The organism is Streptomyces sp. NPDC001515, from assembly GCF_053597115.1.
Genome location: NZ_JBSFHN010000014.1, coordinates 102,209 through 125,818 on the forward strand (window position 1 = coordinate 102,209; position 23,610 = coordinate 125,818).

Here is a 23,610-nt window from a genome sequence, read left to right on the forward strand (position 1 = left end):
CCGGAACGGGCAGGGCCGGCTCGCCGAAGCCACCGGCCCCGGCCCCGGCCCGGCCGCCCGAACCAGCCCCGGCCCGCCGGAGGCGCGGGCGGTCCGGGCGGTCCGGGCCATGCAGGCGGTCCGGGAGTCCGGGCCTCCATCGAGACCGGGCCATCCGGCGGGGCCAGGGAGATCGGGCCAGCGGGCGGTCAGCGAAGCCCGGCGAAGAGATCGTTCTCGGGAACAGGGGCGCCGGTGGTGTCCCTGACCCGCAGGAAGGTCTCCACGCCCATCAGCTCACCGAACCGCTCCTTGCCCATCTTGAGGAAGAAGATGTTCTCGCCCTGGCTGGCGTGGGCGGCGAGCGCGTCGAACTTCTGCCCGCTGAACGGGGTGGCGTCCACCCAGGTGGTGATCTCGTCGTCGGGAAGCCCGATCTCCGCCATGGCGGCGGCCTCTTCGGGACTCGGCTCGGGGGCGTTCTCGTCGAACTCGCGCATCGTCTCGCCGAAGCGCTGCATCACCGAACGGGGCATCGTCGTCCAGTAGACCTTCGGCGTCAGACCGGTCAGCTCCAGCGCGGCCATGGTGATCCGGTGGGCCTGGATGTGGTCGGGGTGGCCGTAGAAACCGTTCTCGTCGTAGGTGACGACGACATCGGGCCGGTAGCGGAGCATCAGCTCCGCCAGCCGGGCGGCACCCTCCTCCACGGGGGTCTGCCAGAAGGACCCCGGGGCCTCGTTGCTGGGCCAGCCGATCATTCCCGAGTCGGCGTAGTCCAGCATTTCCAGATCGCTGATCTTCAGGGCGTCGCAGCTCGCCCGGAGCTCCTCGCGGCGCATCGCCGCGACGGCCGCCGGATCGTGCCCGGGATCACCGGGCTTGGTGCCTCCGGGTCCGTCACCGCATCCGCCGTCGGTACAGGTCACGAGAACGGTGCGGATGCCCTCGGCCGCGTACCGCGCGAGGACCCCGCCGGTTCCGGTGGCCTCGTCGTCCGGGTGGGCGTGCACGGCCATGAGAGTCAAGGGACGGTCGGTCATGTTGCAGTCCTCCTGAGGGAGTGCGCGTCGTGCGGTCGTGGTACGGGCCGGGGACGGGGCGTCGTCAGAGGGGCGGGGCCGGCCGCTCGGCGCTCTCCGCCCCACGCACGCGAAGCGGCCCCGGCGTCGGTCACTCACCCGCCGTCCGGCCGCTTCCGCGTCTCTCCGCTTCCCCCGTCGTCCCCTTCCCCCGTAGGTGCAACCGTGCGGACGGGACGCACTGTTCCCGAAGCGGGGACCGGTTAATTCGGTTGCGTGAATCCGAGGGGGCACGCAAGGTGGGGCGCGTTGTGCAGCAGTCCGTGCTGCCTGGACCCGAGGAGGGCTGACAGATGGTCGTCACTGTGCTGCGGCATGTCCGCACCCGTCCCTCTTCTTTCTCCAGGAGCACATCAGATGTCTTCCGACGTCACCCGTACCTTCCGCAACACCCCCACTGACCAGCCCCTCTCCGACGACGCCTTCGTCTTCCGGTTCGACGCGGTCCAGGAACAGCTCGGCGCCGATCAGCGCTGGTCGACCTGGCTCGACGTGGAACGCGGATCACGCGGCCCGGAGCCCCGCCCCGACTGGGTCGTGACCGAACAGGCCGCGATCGACACGGAACTGGGCATCCTCAAGACCGGCAAGGAAGCCGACGTCTTCCTGCTCGAACGCGCCGTGGACCGGATCGGCGACAACCCCGCGCGCCACTCCCTGCTGGCGGCCAAGCGCTACCGGACCGAGGAGCACCGCTCCTTCCACCGCAGCGCGTCGTACGTCGAGGGCCGCCGTACGCAGAACAGCCGTGACAGCCGTGCCCTGGCGAAGAAGACCGCGCACGGCAGGAGCGTGGCGGCCGCGCAGTGGGCCTACGCGGAGTGGGAGGCCCTCTGCCGGCTCTGGCAGGCGGGCGTTCCGGTTCCGTACCCCGTACAGGTGGACGGCACCGAGCTGTTGATGGAGTTCATCGACGACGGAGAGGGCGGCGCGGCCCCGAGGCTCGCCCAGGTCCGCCCCGAGCGCGCCCTGCTCGCGTCCTACTTCGACCAGCTCCGCGACGGCATGCGTGAACTGGCCCGCGCGGGCCTCGCCCACGGCGACCTCTCCCCGTACAACGTGCTGGCGCAGGGCGACCGGCTCGTGATGATCGACCTGCCCCAGGTGGTCGACATCGTCGGCAATCCGCAGGGCATGGACTTCCTCATGCGAGACTGTCACAACATGTGCACGTGGTTCACCAAGCGCGGTCTGGAGGCCGACGAGGACGAACTCTTCGCGGATCTCCTGGCGATGCTCTTCTGAGCGCGACGCCCGGCCCGACCGGGGTACGGCTGCGCCGGAGAAGCACGCGTACGCACCGTCGCCGTGGTCCGGACCCAAGGGTTCCGGACCACGGCGACGGGTGACGGCGACGGGCCACGACGACGGCGACGGCGAGGTGGGAAGCCAGGGGACGTGGGCCCGGCGTGCCTCACCGGACGGCCGGGCCAGGATCTACAGACCGCAGGAACCGCTGTCCACCTGGAAGTGGCGTCCGTTGGCCCAGCGGCACAGCCGCATGCCGACCATGACCCCGGCGATGGTGATCAGCGCGGGCAGGTACCCGCCGGCCAATTGGACGAGCGGGATCGCCGGGCAACCGCCGGAGAGCGCCCAGCCCGTGCCGAACAGCACCGCGCCGGGCACGACGCCCGCGTGGACGCGGGTCCGGACGCGCGAGGGCCGTATCAGCGCGAACGCGACCACGAGAATGCCGACCGCGCCCGCGAAGGAGAAGAACATGCGCAGGTCCTGGAAGGTGAACATGCGGTTCAGTTCGGCGTAGTCGCCGAAGCCGATCCTGAAGACGGTGTAGCCGAACGCCAGACCGGTGATGACGCTGGCCAGCAGAACCGTGCCCCTCGTGCGCATCAGATCACCTTCCACAGCAGGAACGAGACGGCGACGGCGGTTCCGAAGAACACGGCGGTCGCGACCAGGCTGACCGGCTGAAGACGGCCGCAGCCGTTGAGCCCGTGGCCCGAACTGCACCCGCCGGCCAGCCGCGTACCGAAGCCGACCAGCACGCCTCCGACGAAGAGGACGACGGTCATGACGAACGGATTCCCGGTCACCACGTCCCGGAAGCCGGGGCCCATGTCGAGCCGCGCATGGAACCGGCCCGTGGTCAGCGCGGCGATCAGACCGCCGACGAAGATCGACACCAGCAGGGCGGCCTGGGCGAACAGCGGCGCGGGGGTCCGGTTCGGCGCGGCGGAGTCCTGACGCCCCGTAGGCCCCGCCACGGGCGGAGGCGGCACTGCCCCGGGCGCGCCCGCCGGACCGGCGCCGAAGTGCTCGGCCGTCGCCGCCGCGAGCGCCGCGGTGAGCGCCTGCTCGTCGGCGAACTCCTCGTCCAGCCGCTCCAGTCGGCGCTCCCTGCGCCAGTGCAGCACCCGGTCCCACGCGGACGACACTCCGAACGAACGGTCCGTGGTGAGCGTGTACGCGACCGTCACCAGCGCGAGCCCGACGGCTCCCGCCCACCAGGGCCAGTAGCCACTCATGCGGGCCTTCCCATCCACGCGGTGAGCCGGGCCCACCAGCCCCGCTTCGGCCGGGAGGCCCGGCGGGACTGCGGCGCCCCGCGACGCGACTCCGCGGCGGCCCCGTACGACTGACCCGCGTCTGACGGGTCCCCGTACGGCTGGCCCCCGTACGGGTCCCGGTACGGCTGACCTCCGTACTGCCGACCCCCGTACGGCTCCGGCTGTGCCTGAGGCGTCTGCTGTGCCGGCTGCTGCCCCTGCGGGCTCCTCGGATACGGCTGCCGCGCTACGGCGGCGACACCGGCGCCCGCTCCCTCATCCGCTTCCGTGCTCTCCAGATGGCGCGCCTGGGCTCCATTGGGCAGCAGACTGATCGGCACACGTTCGCCCGTGAGCGACATCCGGTAACGCGCACAGCCGTGCCATTGATCCGCGCTGTCGCAGTAATAATCGCGCCACCCTTGCAGACTCTCCCTGAGATAAGGGAAAAGGGGGCATCCTGCGGCGTGCGAGCAACTCACGTTGCTCCCTTCTGACCGGCGCACACCGCCTTCCGCTGGGGACGGTTGCCGTTCTCGGTCTCTTGCCCTGCCACGTTCGCATGGTCGAGGTCACAGGCGCGGCCATGGCCTGTCGCGGTGCGGAGCAGGGGCTTTCCCGCCTCGACCGGGCGTGATGCAACCACTGATCCGGCATCCCGGGCAACTCCGCGCGACGCCCTGCCCCACGCTCCCCCTCGGCCGCGGAATAGTACGAATATCCGTGACACGGCCCCCATAAAGGGCGCCCACACACCGGCGGAGGTGGCGCTGGAGCGATGCTCCTGTGGCGGCCCTGTGAATTCGGACGGCGCCCGTCAGGGAATCCCGAATGGATCCGTGATCAAACCGTTGGCATGAGTGACCCGCAGTACACCGCGCCAAGCGCTGGGCAACCGCTCCGGAAACGGCGTCCCGCTACGAGGTCCCCAGATCGTTCACCAACAGGTCAAGCGTCGCCTCCTCATGGAGCGCCAGCCCGAGAGCGGCCATGGCCGGGGCGAGGTCCATGTCCCACTCGGCGCTGACGGGGTCGCCCACCAGCGGCAGCGGCGGGATTCCCTCGGCCTGGCTGCGCATGGCCAGGCGCTCGTAATCCTCGGCGTTCATGCGCCACGGCCGGGCTTCGTAACGGCGCATGATCCGGTTCGCCAGAGCGATGCCCGGCCAGTCGAAGTCGCCGTGGTAGGCGAAGCGGCAGCCGCTGGAGACGAGGGCGTCGAGCAGGTCGAGGACCACCGTCGCGGCGCTGCCGGAGGTGCAGACCAGGGCGCGCGAACAGCCCGCGTCCGCTGCGGCCTCCACCACGCGTGGGTTCTCACAGATATGGACGACGGAGCCGGCCGGCAGGTGAAGTCGTACGTCACGCAGGTCGCGGGACGTCAGGTGGGTCTCCGCATGGTGATCGGTCCGTTCCCGCAGTGCCCTCGCGCGCCAGTCCTCGCCGAGAGGCCGGAGGCCGTACGTCAGCACCGTGCTGGAGACCTCGTCGGGGGTGACCGCGACCAGCCGCCACAGTGCCCGTCGGCCGGCCGCGTCACCGGGAGGATCCATGTCGTGGGCCAGGGCGATGCCGCGCTGGACGAGGCGGGCGAGCCAGGTGCCGTCGTCCAGCCCATGGGCGGAGCCGGTCACCGACGCGGCCAGCTCACCGCGGCCCCGTGTGTCCCTACGGTGTGAGTCGAGCAGCATGCCGAGCACCTGGACGGCCTGCTGAAGCGTGCGTACGGCCGTTTCCGGTGCCACACCCTTCGGGACGCCTGTGCGGCGCAACCCGTCCGACCACTGCTCCACCCACCCCAACCCGGCCAGTGGCGACGCGTCGAGGGACGAGGCGAGCGCGGCCCAGACACGCTGACGCTCTGCCGCGCTCTCCTCCCGGGCCGCCCGCCGGTTGACGAGTGGAGGGCCGAGCTCCTCCAGAACCTGCCTGAGCCCGAGCCCCGCGGCCGAGGTCCGCAGGCGTTCGTCGAGCACGTCGAGTGTCACCGTCACCGCTGTACCGGTGACGGCCTTGCCCAGCAGGAGCGACAGATCGTTCCGCTCCCGGGAACTCACCACCGCCAGCCGGAGGGAGCCGGTGGGCCGCACCCCGTTGCTCTCCAGGCGTTTACGTGTCGCGCTCCAGAGCCGGACGAGTCCGGGACCCGCCAGCCAGTCGCGCGTGGCGGGCGGAAGGACGCTCATACCGACGCCAGCCGCCGGTGGCGGCCGTTCCACGTGTAGTGCAACGTGGCCACTCCGCGTACGTGAGGGTCGCGCAGGCACTCGTAGATGTGCAGGGAGGGCACCTCGGGCCAATTGCCCATCAGGCGTTCGCTCGTGAGGACGAAGTCGAGGTCCAGATCGACCAGGATGCGGCCCAGCCGCCCATGAGTGGGTTCGTCGACCTTGGCGAAGGCGTCGTCCAGGAGGATCAGCCGGGGGGCGTGCGGGGCCGAGTCGGCGAGGCTGGTGAAGTGGGCGGCAGCGGCGGCGAACAGCACGAGGTAGGAGAGCACGCGCTGCTCTCCCTGGCTCAGACCGGTGCGGCCGGTCAGCTTCCTTCTGCGCCCGGGGGCGGCGTCCTCGACGACGAAGGTGTGGAAGGTGAACCAGGAGCGGTAGTCCAGCGCGGTGCGTAGGTGGGCGGTGTATCCGGCGGACGGGTCGGCGCGGCGGGCGTCCTCGATGCGGCGTTGCAGGACGTCGCGGAGTTGCTCGGTCTGTTCGCGCGTCCGGAGGCTCGACGGGCTGCGCAGCAGTTCGACGGCCACCCGCACGTCGGCCTCGGCGTCATCGTTGAGTTTCCAGAGGAGCTCCACGCCGAGACCGTGCGAGGTCCGTACGGTCTTCAGCGTGGCGTTGAGTTCGGCGACCAGATGGGCCGCCGTGATCACCTGAGTGGAGAGATGGTCTCCGAGTTCGCCGGTCAGAAAGCGCTGGAACACGTCGCTCTCGCGTTCGGTGAGCCGTCCTCGCGCCTCGGCGGCCTCCACGGCGATCCGCTCACCCACGACCGCGACGTCGTGCGAACCGTGGTCGTCGAGCAGGCGGCACACCTTGATGCCGTCGTGTTCGTCGAGCTGAGCATCGTAACCGCCCGCCAGTTGATCACGCAGGGCTGTGTGCCGTTTGAGGAGAAGGCTGTCGGAGACCTCTTCCCGGTGACGGCCGAGATTCCGATCCACCGCTTCCGCCAGTGCTCGCAGTGCGCGCAGGCGGTCGCGCGCGTTGGAGCCCGGGTCGTCCTGTACCTGATGGGGGAGAGACGTACGATCCAGACCCGCTCCGATGACGACTTCCGGGCGGTTGAGGGCTCCGCGCAGTGCGCGGCCGGTCTCGATCACCGCTGTTTCCTGGCCCGCCAGTTCCCTGCGCAGGCGCTCCTCGTTCTCCTCCGCCCGCACACGCTGGTCGCGCAGCTCGTTGTGGCCGTGCTCCCGCGACGGCATGGCCTGCATGGCATGGGCGATGCGGTCCTTGGCCGCCTGTTCGTCGGCGAGGATCTTCTCCTCGGACGAACCGACGGCTGCCTCCCTGGCCCGCAGATCCTGCTGAGCTGTGAGCAGGTGCCGGTGGTGGAGCCGGTAGCCCTCTTCCGCCTCCCTCCGCTTTTCGCGGGCCTTCGCGTACCGCCGGTCGTCCGCCAGGCTTCCGCCGAGCCGGGCGACCGTACCGTTGACCGCCCTGCGCAGGTGGCCGGCGCCGGTGAGCAGCGAGGCCAGGGCGGTGTGTACGCGGTCCAGCGCGACGGTGTCGGTGGGCAGGTCATGGGCGGTCGCCGTGGCGTCTGCCTCGGAGCGCGTCGAAACGGCCAGGGCGCGGGCCTCTTCCGCCTCCCGTGCCGCCTCGCCCGCCTTGGCGGACAGCGCCCGCGCCGCCCTCTCCTCCGAAGCATGGGTGTTCCAGGCGTCGGAGAGCCGTCGTGCCCGAGGGAAGCCGCGTTCCGCCTGAGCGAGGGCCCGTCGCCGGGAATCGGCTGTGGCGAGCTCGCTACGGACTTCGGCCAGCTGCCGTGTCGTCCGGCCGAGCCGGTCTTCCACGTCGGCCAGTGCCCGGCGCCGCGTCTCGGCCCGCACCGCTGCGCCCACGTACTGCGCGGCGCTCTTCCCGTGCCGCCCTCGGAGGGCTCCCAGCCGCCAGCTACCGTCGAAGTGGACCGTACTCGCGGTCGCCGTCCCGCCGTCCGCCGTCCTCGGCACCGGTGCGAGCACGATGGCCGACAGCAGGTTTTCCACCTGCTCGGCCGTGATGCCGCTCTCCGGCTGCGCAACTGGGCGCAAGGCCGAGGCGAGCGTCTGCGCCACGGGAAGCGGGCCGTGGGCCGGAACCACGTCGAGAAGGGCGTCCCCGGAGAGCGGGTCGAGAAGGGCGCCGCCCCTGCTGACCCACGCGTCGAGAATGCCACTCGCCTCCAGTGCCGCCTCCAGACGTGCCCGGTGAGCGGCGGTCAGGTGCTCGGCGAAGTCCACCAACCGGTAGAACGGTGCCCCGGTGGCCGGATCTCGCACCGTGCTTCGGTGGTACGGGGCCGGAGGCTCCGGGTCCGTGCGGCGCTCCCACGCCCGCCGCTCTTCCGTCAGGCGGTCCCTCTCCTCACCGAGCCGGCCGACGCGGACCGCCAGGGTGTCGCGATGCCGGGTGAGAACGTCCGCGTACGGCTCAAGAGCCAGGTGCGCTGCCTGCTGAGCGTGGGTGTCGACGCCGGCCGGGAGGGTGCGGGAGGAGAACGATGCGTCGGAGTCCTCCGCGCACGCCGTTTCCGCGAGGACGGCATCCAGCGGTGGGCACTCGGGCCCGGCTGCGGTCCGCGTCTCACGGACCCATACGGCCACCTCGGCGGCGTATGCCCGGCTCTCGTCGGCGACCTTTTGACTGCTGGCTTCGAGGCGGTCGGCGGACTCTTCCGCTTCGCCCTCCAGCCGTTCCCGCTCCTGGTCGGCTCGTTCCGCACTGGCTCGCGCCTCCTCGGCCCGCGCGAAGTGACGGGCCACGTCCTGGACCGTCCGCTGCCGATTCCGTACGACGGCCTCGGCGGCCGCCAGCTGCTCCTGCCAGGACCGCAGCCCGGCCTCTGTCGTCGCAAGGTCCACCCGCACCACCGGTCGGTGCCGTACGGTCTGCGGTTCCCCGTCCGGGCTGGTCAGCTCCGTCCGTGTCGACGAGGAACGGACGGTGTGCGGCAGAGCGGCCACCTCGCCGAGATGCGCGGCGGGAAGCGCCGCCCGCTCCGCCTGGACCAGGAGTTCCCGGTGCTCCGTGGCCAGTTCGGTGAGCCGGGTTCCCAGCTCCTCGACACCCTCGTCCAGCCGTTCGGCCGCGCTCTCCTCCGCCTCGTGCGCCCCGCGCACCGCGGCGAAGGCAGTCGTGGCCGCGGTGCGCAGGGCTTCCACGGTGCTGCGGCGCTCCGACAGCTCGCGCAGGCTGCGGTAGGCGTGGCTGTCGTGCAGAGCGGCGAGTTCCGTCCGGGCGGACTCCTCCTCCTCGCGGAGTCTCCTCAGCCCCTCCTCCGATTCCTTCTCGCGCTCCTTCAGCACGCTCGTGTGCTGCGCGGCGTCCCCGGCGTTCCGGCGGCGCTCGGCGAGAGTGTCCAGCTCCCGGCCCACGTCCCGGGCTGCGGAGCGCAGGACGCCGGCGAGGTAGCGACGGTAGTCGGCGAGGAAGGTGCGCAAGGCCGTGTCGGTACGTTCCAGGCGCCCCAGTTCGGCCCGCACGGTGTCCAGGTCGTGGAGGTTGCGTGCCACCTTCTCGACCACATCCTCGTCGAGTCCGGGCAGGGTCTCACTCAGCAGGACGGCCAGACCGCCGTGCTCGATGCGGTCCCCGACCGTGGGCCGCCGCAGCCGGTGCAGGAGCTGGGTGAGGTTGCGGTAGCGCGTCGCGTCCGTGATCCCGAAAAGGTCCCGGGCCACGCGGGCTCGGTGTTCGACCGCTCGGTCCGTCGTATTGCCGGAGCCGACGATCTCCTTGAGCCGGTCGACGGGAAGAGGTCTGCCCGCCTCGACGAGGTGCAGGTCCTCGCCGACACGCAGCGGAGTGACGAAGAACGTCGGCACCGCCTTCTGCGCCGACTTCGAAGCACGGATCGCGGCGCCGAGTGTCAGACACCGGTGGTCGCCGGCCTCGTCCGTCCCGCGGAACTCCACCCACAGATAGCCGAGGCGGTTGGTCTGCTCGAAGCCGTCCAGCATCAGCCAGGCGAGCGTCGTCCGCCCGGTGCCGGTGGCATCGAGCGCCCGGGAATCGCCGTCCAGGAGATACGGGAGCAGCATCTCCAGGGCCTTGGACTTGCCCGCCCCGTTCTTGCCGCGCAGCAGCAGTCGCCCGTCGCCGAAGGCGAACTCCTGCTCGTCGTACTGCCAGACATTCTGGATACCTGCCCGGTGCAGACGGAAACGCGTACGCGCCGCCTGTGTGTGACCTGAACGCGGAAGGGGAACGAGACCACGAGCATCGGCGGTCATAGCGGCAACTCCTGCTGAGCCTCGGTGGATGGGTTCCGCCCGCCCGTCGTCGGCACGGAGACCTGGGTGGCGTAACGGGCCGCTGCGGCGAGCAGGACCCAGCCCTCGCCGCCACCGGGCCGGGCCGCCCGGACATCGGTGACCTGGCGCCCCTCCGGCAGCTCGTCGGCGTACTCCTCCGGCAGCCCCGCTCCCTCGGATCGCAGCGGGCCGGCCGGGGCGATCAGGCGCATGCGGGACAGCAGGTCCAGCACGGCTTCACGCAGGGCGCCGGGGTCGTCGAGGTAGCCGCGCTGCCAGTTGCTGCGCTGCCCGTACTCGGCGACCAGTTCGCCCAGCAGCTCATCCACCACACCGTTCGGAACGGCGACCCCGACGACGAGGACACCCCCGGTCGCGGGATGCCCGGGTTCAGCCGGACGGAGCCGCTCCACCAGTCTTTCCACCAGGAGCAACGCCGCCTGGGCGACGGTCCCCGTGCCCGGCAGGTGGAGATCGGTCAGTTCCTCTTCGGGATCGACCAGGGCCACTCCCTCGGCCCGGATTTCCGTCTCCAGGCCCAGGAGTTCGAGGAACGCCTGAGCCTCCCGGCGCTGGCGGGTGCGGAGCCAGTCGCGTTCGGCGTCGGTCAGTTCATCGAGGTGGAGGACAGGGGTCTCGACGAGCATCCGTCGCACGTAGGTGCGCGGTCCTCCGAACCCCGGGTCCGCCGCGCGCCGGACCAGGTCGGCACCGTTCCGCGACTGGGCGAGCGGACCGGCCACGATGACACGGGCGAGCTCCCGGTCGACCGTGATCAGCGCCTCCCCGCCGGCCTCCTGGGCGATGACGCCCACGTGGCCGTGGGTCTCGATCAGAACACCCCACTCGACGAGCTGCCGCAGAGCCGCGACCAGCGTTCGCTTCCCGACCGCCCTTCCGGTCTCCTCCAGCTCGACATCCGCATCGGCCGCCGCGGCCCGGATGTCGGCGACCAGTTGAGACAGCAGCACCTGCTCCGGGGCGGTGACCAGCACCGACAGGGCCAGAGCCAGACAGGCGTAGGTGTGCGGGGTGAAGGGCGTGCCGGTGGATCGTACGAGCCGGTGTCCCGAGCGGGCTCCGAGCCCGGCCTTGAACAGCCGGGCGTAGGAGCTGTCGACCAGAAGGCGGTAGCCGAGCACTTGCTGGAACCGGCCGCCCAGCCAGTCGGCGTGCCGGCGGACCAGCGGGAAGAGGTCGGCGTGCGGGCCGTCCGCTGTGATCAGCGGGTGGGCCAGCAACAGGCGTGCTGCGGTGCGGCGTTCGGCGGCGAGAGCCACGTCGTGGGCGGAGGGAAGTGTCACGGCGCGCTCACTTCTCCCAGGCCGCCGGCGGACGCATCGCGCGACTGCACGGAACGCGGTTCGCTCCCGGTCGGCTCCGCCCCGTCCGTCGAGACGGCCGTCCTGTGGACCAGCAGCTCCAGGTCGTCCAGCAGCAGATCCCCGTCGACCGAGCGCAGAAGCGTGCGCGCTCCCGCCGTACGGTGCACCGTGAACCGGATGCCCAGATCGATGTCCTCGCTCCACGCCGCATCCAGCCCGAAGCCCCGCTCCGCCTGCCCGTCCGCCGCGGACCGCCGCCTGAGCCGGGCGTTTCCGAGCGCCGTGGCCAGCAGCTCCAGGAGCAGGCGGAGCGCCGCCGAAGTGAGCCGTACGCCGTCGAGACGCCCGGACGCGCTGCACAGCTCGTCCGCGGCGGCGCTTCTCTCCGCGGCTCCTTGACGCGCCGCCTCCCGCAGCCGCTCCTTCTGCGCGGAATGGTCCTCCACCGATGCCGTCCGCCCCCGCTGGGCACGGCTGCCCCTCTCGCGCAGCGCGACCGGCACCGTGACCACCGGGCCGGTCCACCAGCTGGTGTAGGCGGGCACCACCTCGTCGGAGGCGGGCGGTACGCCCAGATGGCGGGCGCCGTACAGCCCGAAGGCGGCGACGGCGATGTCGTGCGCGTCCTGCGGCGCGGCCTGGTCGAACCATCGGGCCAGACGCAGCAGGTCCCGGCGCCGCGACATCTCGCCGGTGGCGGAGCGCAGCATCCGCTTGGCGTTGGCCAGCAGCGACTGAAGCGCCCGCAGGGTGGCGTCGCGCAGCTGGTCGACCTGGCTGCCCTGTCCGTCGGTGTCCCTGAACCAGCCCCGCAGCCCCTCCCAGTCCGCGAGTTCGCGACCCCGGCTGCGCTGTACACGGGTCTGCGTACTGCTCTCGCTCTGCGTCGGCAGCCCGGCGAGCCCTCGCGCGTGAGCGTCGAGCTGTTCCAGCAGAGCCGGGAGGCGGGGCCAGAGCACGTCCAGGGCTGCCGAGATGCGGGGGGCGCGGAAGGACACGTCCTCCGTGATCGCCTCGACGTAGTCCAGGAGGAGTTCCTTGAAGCCCTGGTACTCGCCGCCGTCCAGGTCGTACCGGGCGAGCACCTGGCCGAGATAGGCGTAGAAGTCCCGGACGGAGTCCGCGAACCCGGTGAACTGCACGAACAACGTGCTGATCCGTTCCAGCCCGTCCTGCGGGGCGATGCCGCCCGGCTCGGCGACCAGCTCGACCAGCTCCCGCAGCCCTCGCTCGACCAGGGCCAGCAGTTCGTTGCTCACCTCGCGGGCGGCGTCGGCCTCGGCCAGCACCCCGTCGGCGTCCCGCTGGATGCGCTCGCCCAGCCGCGACAGCTGGTAGCGGGCCCGCGAACGCTGGTACTCCGTGATGCTGGCCGCCTTCACGGTGTGGCTGCCGCGCAGGAGGTTCCCCCACTTCACCAGTTGCTCCAGTCGCGCGGTGAGGGGATCGGCGTCGAGCCCCGCGGCGGCGCCGCCGCCCTCGCGCAGCTTCGCCATCACGTCCGGGACGGCCAGGTCGGCCAGGAGCGTGCCGCAGAAGACCCGCATGATCGCCAGGTACTCCAGCCGCTCCGGCGCGCTGAGGTACGTGTACGCGTCGAGGCGGCGGCGCGTCTCGTCGGCGTCGGGCGCCGAGGGCGCGTCGCCGGATTTCGGCTGGGCGCCGAGAACGGGATCCTCCATGGCCGTGAGGCTACGTGGAGGGGCCGACAGGCGGTGCGGGGAGGCCGGAACTCGTCTAGGGCAACCGCCGCGCCGGCCTCGGGCACGCTGGAGCAGGAGCGTACGGAGTGGGTCGACGCCGCGGGGGCAGAAGGTCATCCTCGCTGATCGTCGGTGTCGTACAGCCGCCAGGCCGGCCAACGCGCCGCTTCGGCCTCACCGTCACCACCACCCAGCAGATTCCGGCGGTGCAGCATGAGCCGGAGGTGGCGTGCCGCGTCGCCGTTCTCCTCCACTCCTCGGTCGAGAAGTACGGGTCGGGGGGCAGCTCCGTCGACGCCACGCACCACGGCGTCCACGAGATGCCCGTGAACGGTTTCACTCAGCGTGACAGTGGCTCCTTCCGTGAGGGAGAGGGCCTGGTACAGGCGCTTGAGCAGCACGTCCTCGGCTCCGTCTGCCAGGTCCGGGCCGTTCCGCTCCGTGGCTTCGAGCAGCGCGGCCCCCACGCCTCCCCGCTCTCGCCAGAGCTTCTTGTCCCCCACCACGATGAGGTGACTGCGGGCGCGGGTGACGGCGACGTTCCACAGGTTCAGCTGTTCACCGACCCATGCGACGGAGCCGGGGTGCATGCCTTCGCCGGCGACGAGGGAGAACACCATGACGTCGCGTTCACCGCCCTGGAAGGTGTGCACCGTGCCGATGCGCAGACGGTCCTCGTCGTACGGGCGCAGCCGCTTGCGCAGGGCTTCGGCCTGTGCCGTGAAGGGGGTGACGACACCGACGGTGGCCTCGGGCGGGAGCTCGTCCAGCAGATAGCGGACGCTGTCGTGCACCTTGCGGATCTCGTTCTCGTTGACCCACGAGCCACCGAACAGGGGCCGGGCGGCCCGCCCGGCCACATCTGTCCAGATGACAGCGGAGCGAGTGGCCAGACCCGGACGGCCACGGGTGTCGGTGAGAACGGTCAGCCCACCGTCGTAGAAGAAGTCGTTGGAGATCTGGGCGATATGCGGATGACAGCGGAAGTGCTCGTCGAGAAGCAGCGTGCCGCCTGCGGCCTGTTCGGCTGCGTGGAAGGCGGAGTGGCGCCGGTAGGCGAGGTGATGCTTCTCCAGCCAGTCGGACCGCAGGCCGTTCCCCCGCCGGATGAGGGCCTCACGGTGTGAGCTGGTCTTCGTGATGTGCGTCAGCTGCATGGGGTCGCCGATGACGAGGGCACGCCGTGCGCGGAACAGCAGGGGCAGGACGTGAGGGATGGCGCACTGGCTTGCCTCGTCGATGACGACGAGGTCGAACAGGGCCGGGTCCGGAGGGAAACGCCGGGCGGAGAGGCTGGTGACCGCCCATCCAGCCACCGCGGGTCCGTTCGCCGAGGTGCCCGAGCGGCCGAGGACCCTTCCCAACTGCGGCCAGTCGCCGCGCATTCCCTCCCGAGCCGTCACCAGCTCCATGATGCGACGGCGTCCGGCCCAGGCGGCAGCTTGGACCTTGGTGGCGAGGACCGTGTGCGAGGCATCCTGGACGGCGCTCTCCGCATCGCGGAGGGCGCGCGTGAGCGCTGTGTCGTCAACGGCGGCCGCGCGCTCGCGCCCGTCGCGCCATTCCGCCTCGGCCGCGGCGAAGCCGGCGAGCGCGAGGCAGCCGGTGACGGGATCACCGGCGTACCCCTCCAGGCCGGCCTTGCGCAGAAATCGGGATCGGCGCCACGAACCGAGGAAGCGCGCGCGGGAGCGGCGGCGCGCGCTGTCCTCCAGATCCTTGGGCAGCGGTGGCCCGCCGAGCAGCGCCTGGAGTTCACCGACGGTGAGCCCGAGCTGTTCCGCGTGGTGGGCTCGGGCCTCGCCCGCCCGGCGGAGCCTCAGCTCGGTCTCGGCGATATGGGCCATATGCCCTCGTACCTCTGCCAGACGGTCGGTGGCCAGCACCGTCGCCATGGATGCCGTAGCCACGGTGGTGGACGGCTCCGGGCCGGTACGCAGCGCGTGGAGCGCGGCGGCCTCGTGCTCCGCGTTGCTCTTGCCGGTCTTCCGTGCCGAGCCGGTGCGCACGATGCTGCCGGGCACCAGCTCGTCGCATCGGCGCCATACCTCGTCCACGGCATCGTTGTTGGTGGACGCGACCAGCACGGTCTGACCCGCCGCGATCGCCGTCGCCACGAGATTGGCGACCAGCTGGCTCTTGCCGGTGCCGGGCGGGCCCGTGGCCACGGTGAGGCGACGGGTCATGGCGGACCGGATGACTGAGCTCTGTGCCTCGTTGCAGGGCAACGGGGTCACGAGGCTCGTCGGCTCGGGATCTGCGTGGGCGAGGCTTCGGACGCGCTGCGAGGGGTCGGCCGCGAGCGCTCCGAGGGCGGTCTTGCCGATCTGGCCGGTCTGTTTGGCGATGTCGGCGAAGTCGTTGAGCAGTCCCTTCGTGAAGTTCGTCTGGGGGCGTGCCGAGAACAGGACCGCGGTGTTGCGGGCCCCGTGGCCGGGTGTGCGAACGTCGATGTGGTCGGCGAGCTGGTCGGGACGGAGCTCCTGTACGCACGGCAGCTCGAACTCCTGGGTGAGGAGGTTGCGCACCTCCACCGCCATACGGTCGTGCTGTCCTCGATGCCAGGACGGCTGAAACGTGTCGATGAGCTGGTTGGCCTCGTCCTCGCCCAGCCAGTCCTGGGCCAACTGCGGGTGTGGCTGGACCGGCCCGTACGGCTTCAACCGCACCTCGCCCTCGTCCTGGACGATCTCGACCCGGCGCACCAGCAGGGGCGCGAATTTCGGCTGCCGCCAGGGACTCCCGGTACGAGGCCCGGTGAGGACCACGGCCGGGTAGCCCGCCCAGAGCTCGGCGTCCTCCTCCGCCGCCGAATCCACCAGCGGGGCTGCCTCCTCGGGGAGCGAGACGCAGCCGTCGTCCTCGACGTCGCCGGAGATGAACTTCTCCGCTCCGTTGAGGCATACGTACGACGTGCCCTGACGGCTCACGTCCATCAGAGGTGTCTCGGCGCTCTCGGCCAGGACGCACTCGCGGTAGTAGTCCAGCAGGTTGGGCCACGTGGGTTGTGCGTGATCGGACTTCACGGCGGGTGGCGGTGCGGTCTCTCCCGCCCCTGCCCGGGGCCGGGAAACCAGAGGGTCGAGGAGGGGTGCCCGGCCGAAGGGGCTGTCCGCGATGACGATGCGGTCGTCGACGGCGAGCGCGGATTGCACCGGCACCTGGCGCCCGCTGTCCTGGGCACGCATACGCCGGTTGACATAGTGGAACAGGTCGCTGACCGTCACCGCGCTGCCGCTGTCCTTGCTGACCTTCCCCGTGCGCAGCGCCTCGATGACCTCACCGGTGAACGCCGACGGCTTCACGTCGTCGCCGCCACCCGCGTCCGCGTACGAGTCCTCCCCGGCCCGCGAGGACGACAGGACATACACGCCCCTGCTCGTCAGCGGGGGCCGCTCGCCGGACTTGGCCACGGAGCCGTCACGTTGCCGGTCCGACGTACGAAGACCTACGGCGAACCCGCCGCTGCGGCAGCAGTCGATCATGACGATCTTCTGCGGTGCGACGCACTCCTCCAGCGCGTCGTTGAGGAACCCGGCGCTGACTCCGGTCGCGGCCACTCGGTCGTAGTCGGTGTCCTTGGCGACGAAGTGGAACTCGCCGCCGTCACGCACGCTGCGTACCCCGTGCCCGGAGACGTACACGAGGGCGAGTTCGTCCTCGTCGCGCTCCTGAAGGAACTCGCCAATGACCGCTCGCATGTCATCGGCGGCGAGATCCGATGCTGTCTGTACGGAGACGAAGTTGCCGATCTTGTGGTGCTTCAGGACCTGGGATAGTCCCCATACGTCCGCCCTTACGGAAGCCAGCGGAGAGAAGCGGCCGTCGTCGTAGTGCTCGTTGCCGATCAGGAGGGCCCGGCGCTTGTGGAAGCGGGTCACGTCGCGTCGTCATCCGACGCGGGGCCGTCGTCGCCGGCGACCCTGGCCTGGAACTCCCGGACCATGCGCTCTTGTGCGGCGTCGGGACGACCGGTGATCTTGATGGAGTCGTCTCCAACGGTGACCACGACCTTGCGGTGCCGCTCCTTCGCGCACCACTCCTTGATCAAGGTGATCAGGACCTGGGACGCCGGACGGGCGACAGCGGCGGTGGTGGCGGCCCAGAGAGCGACATCACCCACGGGGGCGCCCTTATGGCCCGGTTCGGTGGGCCCGTCGGCATCATGGAAGCCGACGACGAGACCGTCCGTACCGTGCAGGGTGTCGTGCAGGTCCCGGGTGAGACGCTCCTGCCGGAGTGTGTCGCCTCCTGTGGGCACAGTGAGTGTCCACGGTGGTCCCCCGTTGTGCATGTGCCGCTCTCCTTGCCTTGGCGTATCCGTTTGCCGGTCTGTCGAGCGACTTTGGCACGCAGGCCGTCGAGAGGGACAGCCGGGGCTGAATGGGAGGGACGTCATCAGGCCACTGCCCGGCCTGCCCTGAGTCGGAGGGGGCATTCTCTCAGCCGTCGAGGAGCTGCCGGAGCTCGTCCTCGCGCAGGCGCTGGGCCGGGTCGGCGGTGCCTCCGTCGAAGCGCACGCCTTCCCCGACCAGGACGGACAGGGCACTGTCCGTCCGCGAGGGATCACGCCATCGGAAGCCGGGGCTGACCTTCCCCGCGGCAGTGAGGACGCGCCAGGGGTTGGGGCATCGGTCGCAGGTACTGAGGTGCTGGCCTATGGGGACGGCGTGGCTCCCGACCACCGCCGCCAGGTCCCCGTAGGTGGACCACCGTCCGCTCGGGACTCCGCTCAGCAGAGCGTGCAGCCCTGTCCAGTCCTTGCGGGTGCCACTGAGCTGCCTGGCCAGAGCGGTGAGGTCGGATCCTGCCAGCGTGGCCCATGCCTCGGGGTCGATGTCGGCGGGCACCTGGGTGGTGTCCACGTCCCACCACGTCGTTCCCTGTATGCCGTCCACGCTGCGTCCGGTCACGCTCGTGAAGATGTGGTTGGCGAGCCCCGTGGGGGAGTAGGAGTTTCCGTCAGCCTTCCAGACCAGTGGCTTGGCGGTGTCATTGGCCCAGGTGGCGACCCCTCGGGCCGGGTCCTGCGCCACCCATGACCGGATCTCGGTGCGAATCGCATCCGTCACGCCGTGGCGCGGTGTCATCAGCAGTCTGGTCCCGTCAGGCAGCAGCCCCGCACCGATGAGCACATGGACGGCGTTGCGTGAACGCGAGCGTTCCTGCAGCTTCTTGGCCGCCGCCTCGCCTTCGACCCGGGCCGGGGCGAGCGTGAACTCCTCGACCTCCGGCGTCGGATAGACCTTGGTGAACCCCGCGACGAGGCTGCCCTCAACCCGCCACAGACCGACCTGGACGAGATCGATGTCGATGCCCATTTCCGACAGCCAGACGACGGAGTGGGTGACCTGCTTGGGGAAGTCCGCGGCGATGATCACCTGCCGGGGCCGCTGGAGCAGTTCCGGGCTCCACTCTCCGTCCACGTGGCCGAGCAGCCGCTGCCTGCATGCGTGGATGTCGAGTTCCTGCCCCCTGCGCGACAGGAAGTCACGGTGCGCCTGGGCGAGGGTGTCGAGATCGAAGCGGGATACCAGAGCGGCGTAGGTGATCGCCTGGAGGTGCACGTCCCGGTCGGCCGTCCCTCGCTTCAGCTCGACTACGACGAGGCGCCCGGTCGCATCCAGCCCCAGCACGTCCAGCCGGTCGCGGGCCGGCACCCCGTCGGTGTCGGCCCACCGGTCGTACTCCGCCGTGATCACGAGCACGGACTCCCCGAGCACTTGAGGACGGGCAATCACCCACTCCTGGAGGTGCTGCCGCTCCAGCAGGCCCTCAGCGGCGAGCGCTGTGCGCGATATCGGCGTGGCCGTCCGGCCGTCGACAGTGAACAGATGATCCACGGTGCCCCCTCGTGCGCCCGGCACGGTGCGTCGGACGCCCAGAGCGTACGCGTGCGGGGGCCCGCTACGAGGGCCATCCCGCCGAATGATCGAAATGCTGAACCGCTTCGGAAGCCAACGGGGAGCCGGATTCCGAGAGGGGCTCCAAGCAGCTCTCAAGCCGACCCCGGCAACCACTCAGGGGCCTGATCCGATGTCTCGGATCAGGCCCCTGACCTGGTCTTACTGGCTGTCGGGGTGGCGGGATTTGAACCCACGACCTCTTCGTCCCGAACGAAGCGCGCTGCCAAGCTGCGCTACACCCCGATCGTCGCTGGTCTCCCGGCGACATCGATTACTTTAGCCCACCCGCGCCCGGAGACGAAATCCGCTTTTTGCCGGTGGGGTGGTGGTGGGGCGGCGAGGGGCGGTGGTCAGGCGTCGCGGGCGGTGAGGGTGAGGAGGGTGGCCTCGGGGGGGCAGGCGAAGCGGACCGGGGTGTAGCGGTTGGTGCCGCAGCCGGCGGAGACGTGGAGGTAGGCGCGGTGGCCGTCGGCCGTGTGGGTGGAGAGGCCCTTGACGCGGTCGGTGTCGAGGTCGCAGTTGGTGACCAGGGCGCCGTAGAAGGGGATGCAGAGCTGGCCGCCGTGGGTGTGACCGGCCAGGATCAGGGGGTAACCGTCCGCGGTGAAGGCGTCGAGGGAGCGCAGGTACGGGGCGTGGACGACGCCGATCGAGAGGTCGGCGCCGGATTCGGGGCCGCCGGACACCTCGGCGTAGCGGTCGCGTTTGATGTGCGGGTCGTCGAGGCCGGTGAAGGCGAGGTCCAGGCCGTCCACCGTGAGCCGGCCGCGGGTGTTGGAGAGGTTGAGCCAGCCCGCCTCGTCGAAGGCGTCGCGCATGGGCTCCCACGGGTTGTGGACGACGCCGACGGCGGGGGCGTTGCCGTTGAGGCCGTGCTTGCCGACCGCCTTTTCGACGAGGTAGCGGGCGGGGTTGCGCAGCTTCGGGCCGTAGTAGTCGTTGGAGCCGAACACGTACACCCCGGGGAACTCCATCAGCGGCCCCAGCGCGTCCAGCAGTTCCGGGACCGCGTCCGGGTCCGAGAGGTTGTCGCCGGTGTTGACGACGAAGTCGGGGCGCAGTCCGGCCAGGGACTGCAGCCAGGCGCGCTTCTTGCGCTGGCCGCTGACCATGTGGATGTCGGAGACCTGCAGCACGCGCAACGGGCGTGTCCCGGGCGGGAGTACGGGGACGGCGACCCGGCGGAGGCGGAACGAGCGGGCCTCGAATCCGGCCGCGTAGGCGAGGCCGAGGGCGCCGGCCGCGGCGGTGACCGCCGTGATGGTGAGGGGGACTCCGTAGCGTGCGCGCATGCGCCCATCGTCGCAGACGGGGTGTCGTCGCGGGAAAACCGGAGGGCGTCGGGCGCACCGCACCTGCCACAATCACTGCATGACCACGCTCAAGTCCAAGCTGCAGGAAGACCTCACGGCGGCCATCAAGGCGCGCGACGAGCTGACCTCGTCCACGCTCCGGCTGACGCTCACCGCCATCACCAAGGAGGAGGTCGGCGGCAAGACGTCGCGCGAGCTCTCCGACGACGAGGTGCAGAAGGTGATCGCCAAGGAGGCGAAGAAGCGCCGCGAGGCGGCCGAGGCCTTCGCCCAGGGCGGCCGGACCGAGCAGGCCGAGCGGGAGAAGAAGGAGGGCGCGCTGCTCGACACGTACCTCCCGCAGCAGCTGAGCGACGAGGAGCTGTCCGCGATCGTGGCGTCCGCCGTCGAGGAGGCGCAGGCCGCCGGAGCCGAGGGGCCGCGCGCGATGGGCGCCGTCATGAAGATCGTGAGCCCGAAGGTCGCGGGGCGGGCCGAGGGCGGCCGGGTGGCCGCCGCCGTGAAGAAGCGCCTGGCGGGCTGAGTCCGCGCGTACGAGGGAGGGGGCGTCGCACCGGTTGGTTGACCTCCCGCGCGTACAGCGAAGGGGGCGTCGCACCGGTTGGATGACCTCCCGCGCGTACGAGGGAGGGGGCGTCCCACCCCGGTTGGATGACCTCCCCCGTGTACAGCGAAGGGGCGTCGCACCGGTTGGATGATCTCCCGCCCGTACGACGAAGGGGGCGTCCCACCGGCCGGTGGGACGCCCCCTTCGTCATGCGGTGCGGTGTGCGGAGATCCGGTCAGGGACCGTTCTGCCCGCGGCCGTGGCCGCCGCCGAGCCCGTCCGGCGGGATGCTGATGCCGGGGAACGGGCTGTCGTCGCCGGGGCGGTCGTCGCCCTCGCCCGGCTTGTTCTTGTCCCTGTCCCGGTCCTTCTTGCCCTTGTCCTCCTTCTGCTTCGCCCGCGGCACGTCGACCGGGTTGAAGCCGGGGGTCTGCGAGGCGTCCAGGGAGCCGGTCATCGCGGTCCGCCAGATCGGGCCGGGCAGACAGCCACCGCAGACGTCCTCGTAGTACTGCCCGCCGATGACGATGTCGCTCATCGGGATCTGGTGCGAGCCGTCGCTGCCGACCCAGACGGCGGTGGAGAGGTTCGGGGTGTAGCCGACGAACCAGGCGTTCTTGCGCTCGTCGGTCGTACCGGTCTTGCCCGCGTTGTCGCGGTCGCTGAGGCCGGCCGACTTACCGGTGCCGTCCTCGACGACGCCCTTCAGCATCTGGTTGATGGTGTCGGCCGTGTGCTCGCTCATGGCGCGGTTGCACTGCGTCTTCGGCACGTCGATCTTCTTGCCGTCCGGCTTGGTCACCGAGAGGATCGCGATCGGCGAGCAGTAGGTGCCCCGGTTGGCGAAGGTCGCGTAGACGGCGGCCATCGCCAGCGGCGTGGACTCCTGGCCGCCGAGCGTGGTGTTGGCGACCTCCCACAGCGGCTTGTTGTCACCGCGGTTGTAGCCGACCTTCTTGGCCATGGCGAGGGTGTCGCAGAGGGTGGTCTGCTGCTCCAGCTTCGCGAAGTAGGTGTTGATCGACTTGCCCAGCGCGCTGGTCATGTCGAACATCCCCTTCTCCTCCTCCGTCTCGTTCTCCACGCTCCACGGCTTGTCGTCCGTGGGGCGGCCCTCGCAGGTCAGGAACGCGTCGGCGGGCAGGCTGATCTTCGACGGCGTGTCGTAGCTCTGGGCCGGGCTGATGCCCTTCTCCAGCGCGGCCGCCGCGGTGATCGGCTTGAACGTCGATCCGACCTGGAAGCCGGCGTAACTGCCGCCCATCTTGTGGTCGACGGAGAGGTTCAGCACGGTCTGGTGCTTGGACTGGTCCAGGCCGTACGGGCGGGACTGGGCCATCGCCAGGATCTGGCCGGTGCCGGGCTGGACCTGGACCACCGAGGCGGCGACCTTGTCCGTCTCGTTGACCCGGGAGGTGGCGGCCTCGTTGGAGGCGGCCTGGGAGCGCGGGTTCAGCGTCGTCTTGATGGTGAGGCCGCCGGTGGACCAGAGCTTGGCCCGGTCCTTGGCGGTCTTCCCGAAGGCCGGGTCGCCCGTGACGATCTGGCGGACGTAGTCGCAGAAGAAACCGGACCCGCTGACGGCGGTGATGCAGCCGTTCTTGGGACGCTTCACCTTGAGCTTGATCGGGGTCGCCTTGGCCTTGTCGGCCTGCTGCTGCGAGATGTCGCCGACGTCGGCCATCCGCTGGAGCACGGTGTTGCGACGCTTGGTCGCCTCCTCCGTGTCGTTGACGGGGTCGTAGCGGCTGGGCGACTGCACGATGCCGGCCAGCAGCGCCGCCTCCTCCAGCTTCAGGTCCTTCGCGGACTTGGAGAAGTAGCGCTGGGAGGCCGCCTCGACGCCGTAGGCCTGCTGCCCGAAGAAGGTGATGTTGAGGTAGTTCTCCAGGATCTTCTTCTTGCCGAGCTCTTCCTCGACCTGGATCGCGTACTTCAGCTCCTGGACCTTGCGGCCCATCGTCTGCTGGGTGGCCTCGGCGACCTTGGCCGGGTCGTCGCCCGCCTCCTCGACGAAGACGTTCTTCACGTACTGCTGGGTGAGGGTCGACGCGCCCTGCGCGGTCCCGCCCGCCTGCACGTTGCGGTTCATCGCGCGCAGGATGCCCTTGAGGTCGACCGCGCCGTGCTCGTAGAAGCGGGCGTCCTCGATCGCGATGATCGCCTTCTGCATGAACGGCGAGATCTTCGTCAGCGGCACCACGGTGCGGTCACGGGAGTAGACCGTGGCGATCTGGCCGCCCTGGTTGTCCAGGATGGTCGTGCGCTGGCTGAGCGGTGGTGTCTTCAGGTTCGACGGGATCTCGTCGAATCCGTCGACCGTCCCCTTGGCCGCGAGACCCAGTGCTCCGGCGGCCGGCAGTGCGATGCCCGCCAGGACCACTCCGGACAGTGCTGCGACACCGAGGAACTTGGCGGCCTGCTGGGTTGCGGTGAGACCCCCGCCCGAGCGCTTCTTTGGCATAGGGGGCAGCCTAAACCGTCATGATGAGCATTCCGTAGGAACGGGTGCCTGTCGGGGCGTTCGATCACCGGACCGTGACACGATCGGGTGTGCGATCGTTGCCCGGAGTGGAAGGGCTCGCACCGGTTTCGGCGGCCGCACGGCTCCGGGTGTCCGGCACCGCGTCGCGTCGGGCCGAGCGGCTTCTGCCCCTGTGTTCATACGTACGAGAAGGCGCGCTCCCCGGGCGCCCACGGGCGTCGTCACCGTGGCCGGCGCCGTGCGGACCCGGCGGTGAGCGGGGCGGCACGGCAACGCGAGGCGCCTAGGTTCGCA

At 70.6% G+C, this 23,610-nt stretch carries 14 protein-coding genes and 1 tRNA gene; 2 read left to right on the forward strand and 13 right to left on the reverse strand.

Going from position 1 to position 23,610, the window contains the following annotated elements:
* Window positions 1–188: 188 nt before the first annotated feature.
* Window positions 189–1,022 (reverse strand): PIG-L family deacetylase, encoded by an 834-nt coding sequence (locus tag ACWCXC_RS16815; protein WP_450685533.1) that lies wholly within the window; start codon window positions 1,020–1,022, stop codon window positions 189–191.
* Window positions 1,023–1,418: 396 nt separating this feature from the next.
* Between ACWCXC_RS16815 and ACWCXC_RS16820 the strand changes: the two genes are divergently transcribed.
* Window positions 1,419–2,306, forward strand: a complete 888-nt coding sequence (locus ACWCXC_RS16820) for a serine protein kinase RIO (RefSeq protein ID WP_450889453.1) — start codon at window positions 1,419–1,421, stop codon at window positions 2,304–2,306.
* Window positions 2,307–2,498: 192 nt separating this feature from the next.
* On the opposite strand, the gene ACWCXC_RS16825 is transcribed toward ACWCXC_RS16820, so the two are convergent.
* From ACWCXC_RS16825 to ACWCXC_RS16875, 11 genes are all read right to left on the reverse strand, one after another.
* Window positions 2,499–2,915: a YeeE/YedE thiosulfate transporter family protein gene (locus ACWCXC_RS16825; protein WP_450684039.1), complete on the reverse strand. Its 417-nt coding sequence runs from the start codon at window positions 2,913–2,915 to the stop codon at window positions 2,499–2,501.
* Window positions 2,915–3,550 (reverse strand): YeeE/YedE family protein, encoded by a 636-nt coding sequence (locus ACWCXC_RS16830; RefSeq protein WP_450889455.1) that lies wholly within the window; start codon window positions 3,548–3,550, stop codon window positions 2,915–2,917. Before ACWCXC_RS16830 ends, ACWCXC_RS16825 begins: the two co-directional genes overlap by 1 nt.
* Before the next feature lie 938 nt (window positions 3,551–4,488).
* Window positions 4,489–5,757 (reverse strand): TIGR02679 family protein, encoded by a 1,269-nt coding sequence (locus tag ACWCXC_RS16835; RefSeq protein WP_450889457.1) that lies wholly within the window; start codon window positions 5,755–5,757, stop codon window positions 4,489–4,491.
* Window positions 5,754–10,016, reverse strand: a complete 4,263-nt coding sequence (locus tag ACWCXC_RS16840) for a TIGR02680 family protein (protein WP_450889459.1) — start codon at window positions 10,014–10,016, stop codon at window positions 5,754–5,756. Before ACWCXC_RS16840 ends, ACWCXC_RS16835 begins: the two co-directional genes overlap by 4 nt.
* Window positions 10,013–11,341: a TIGR02678 family protein gene (locus tag ACWCXC_RS16845; protein ID WP_450889461.1), complete on the reverse strand. Its 1,329-nt coding sequence runs from the start codon at window positions 11,339–11,341 to the stop codon at window positions 10,013–10,015. The genes ACWCXC_RS16840 and ACWCXC_RS16845 overlap by 4 nt, the downstream gene beginning before the upstream one ends.
* A complete protein-coding gene (locus ACWCXC_RS16850) occupies window positions 11,338–13,044 on the reverse strand; it encodes a TIGR02677 family protein (RefSeq protein WP_450889463.1) in 1,707 nt (568 codons plus the stop codon). The genes ACWCXC_RS16845 and ACWCXC_RS16850 overlap by 4 nt, the downstream gene beginning before the upstream one ends.
* A gap of 134 nt (window positions 13,045–13,178) precedes the next feature.
* The gene (locus ACWCXC_RS16855; protein ID WP_450889465.1) at window positions 13,179–16,946 is read right to left on the reverse strand and encodes a caspase, EACC1-associated type; all 3,768 of its coding nucleotides are present in this window, start codon (window positions 16,944–16,946) and stop codon (window positions 13,179–13,181) included.
* Window positions 16,943–17,326: a hypothetical protein gene (locus ACWCXC_RS16860; RefSeq protein ID WP_450889467.1), complete on the reverse strand. Its 384-nt coding sequence runs from the start codon at window positions 17,324–17,326 to the stop codon at window positions 16,943–16,945. Before ACWCXC_RS16860 ends, ACWCXC_RS16855 begins: the two co-directional genes overlap by 4 nt.
* 181 nt (window positions 17,327–17,507) lie before the next feature.
* Window positions 17,508–18,908: a DNA-binding protein gene (locus ACWCXC_RS16865; RefSeq protein WP_450889469.1), complete on the reverse strand. Its 1,401-nt coding sequence runs from the start codon at window positions 18,906–18,908 to the stop codon at window positions 17,508–17,510.
* Window positions 18,909–19,140: 232 nt separating this feature from the next.
* A tRNA-Pro gene (locus tag ACWCXC_RS16870) sits at window positions 19,141–19,214 on the reverse strand.
* Between the two features lie 107 nt (window positions 19,215–19,321).
* Window positions 19,322–20,263 (reverse strand): metallophosphoesterase, encoded by a 942-nt coding sequence (locus tag ACWCXC_RS16875; RefSeq protein ID WP_450889471.1) that lies wholly within the window; start codon window positions 20,261–20,263, stop codon window positions 19,322–19,324.
* Window positions 20,264–20,342: 79 nt separating this feature from the next.
* On the opposite strand from ACWCXC_RS16875, the gene ACWCXC_RS16880 reads away from it, so the two are divergent.
* Window positions 20,343–20,807 (forward strand): GatB/YqeY domain-containing protein, encoded by a 465-nt coding sequence (locus ACWCXC_RS16880; protein WP_450684055.1) that lies wholly within the window; start codon window positions 20,343–20,345, stop codon window positions 20,805–20,807.
* Between the two features lie 259 nt (window positions 20,808–21,066).
* Here the strand turns inward: ACWCXC_RS16880 and ACWCXC_RS16885 are convergent, their stop codons facing one another.
* Window positions 21,067–23,295 carry a transglycosylase domain-containing protein gene (locus ACWCXC_RS16885; RefSeq protein ID WP_450889473.1) on the reverse strand — a complete coding sequence of 743 codons (2,229 nt, stop codon included), beginning with the start codon at window positions 23,293–23,295 and terminating at the stop codon, window positions 21,067–21,069.
* Window positions 23,296–23,610: the final 315 nt, after the last annotated feature.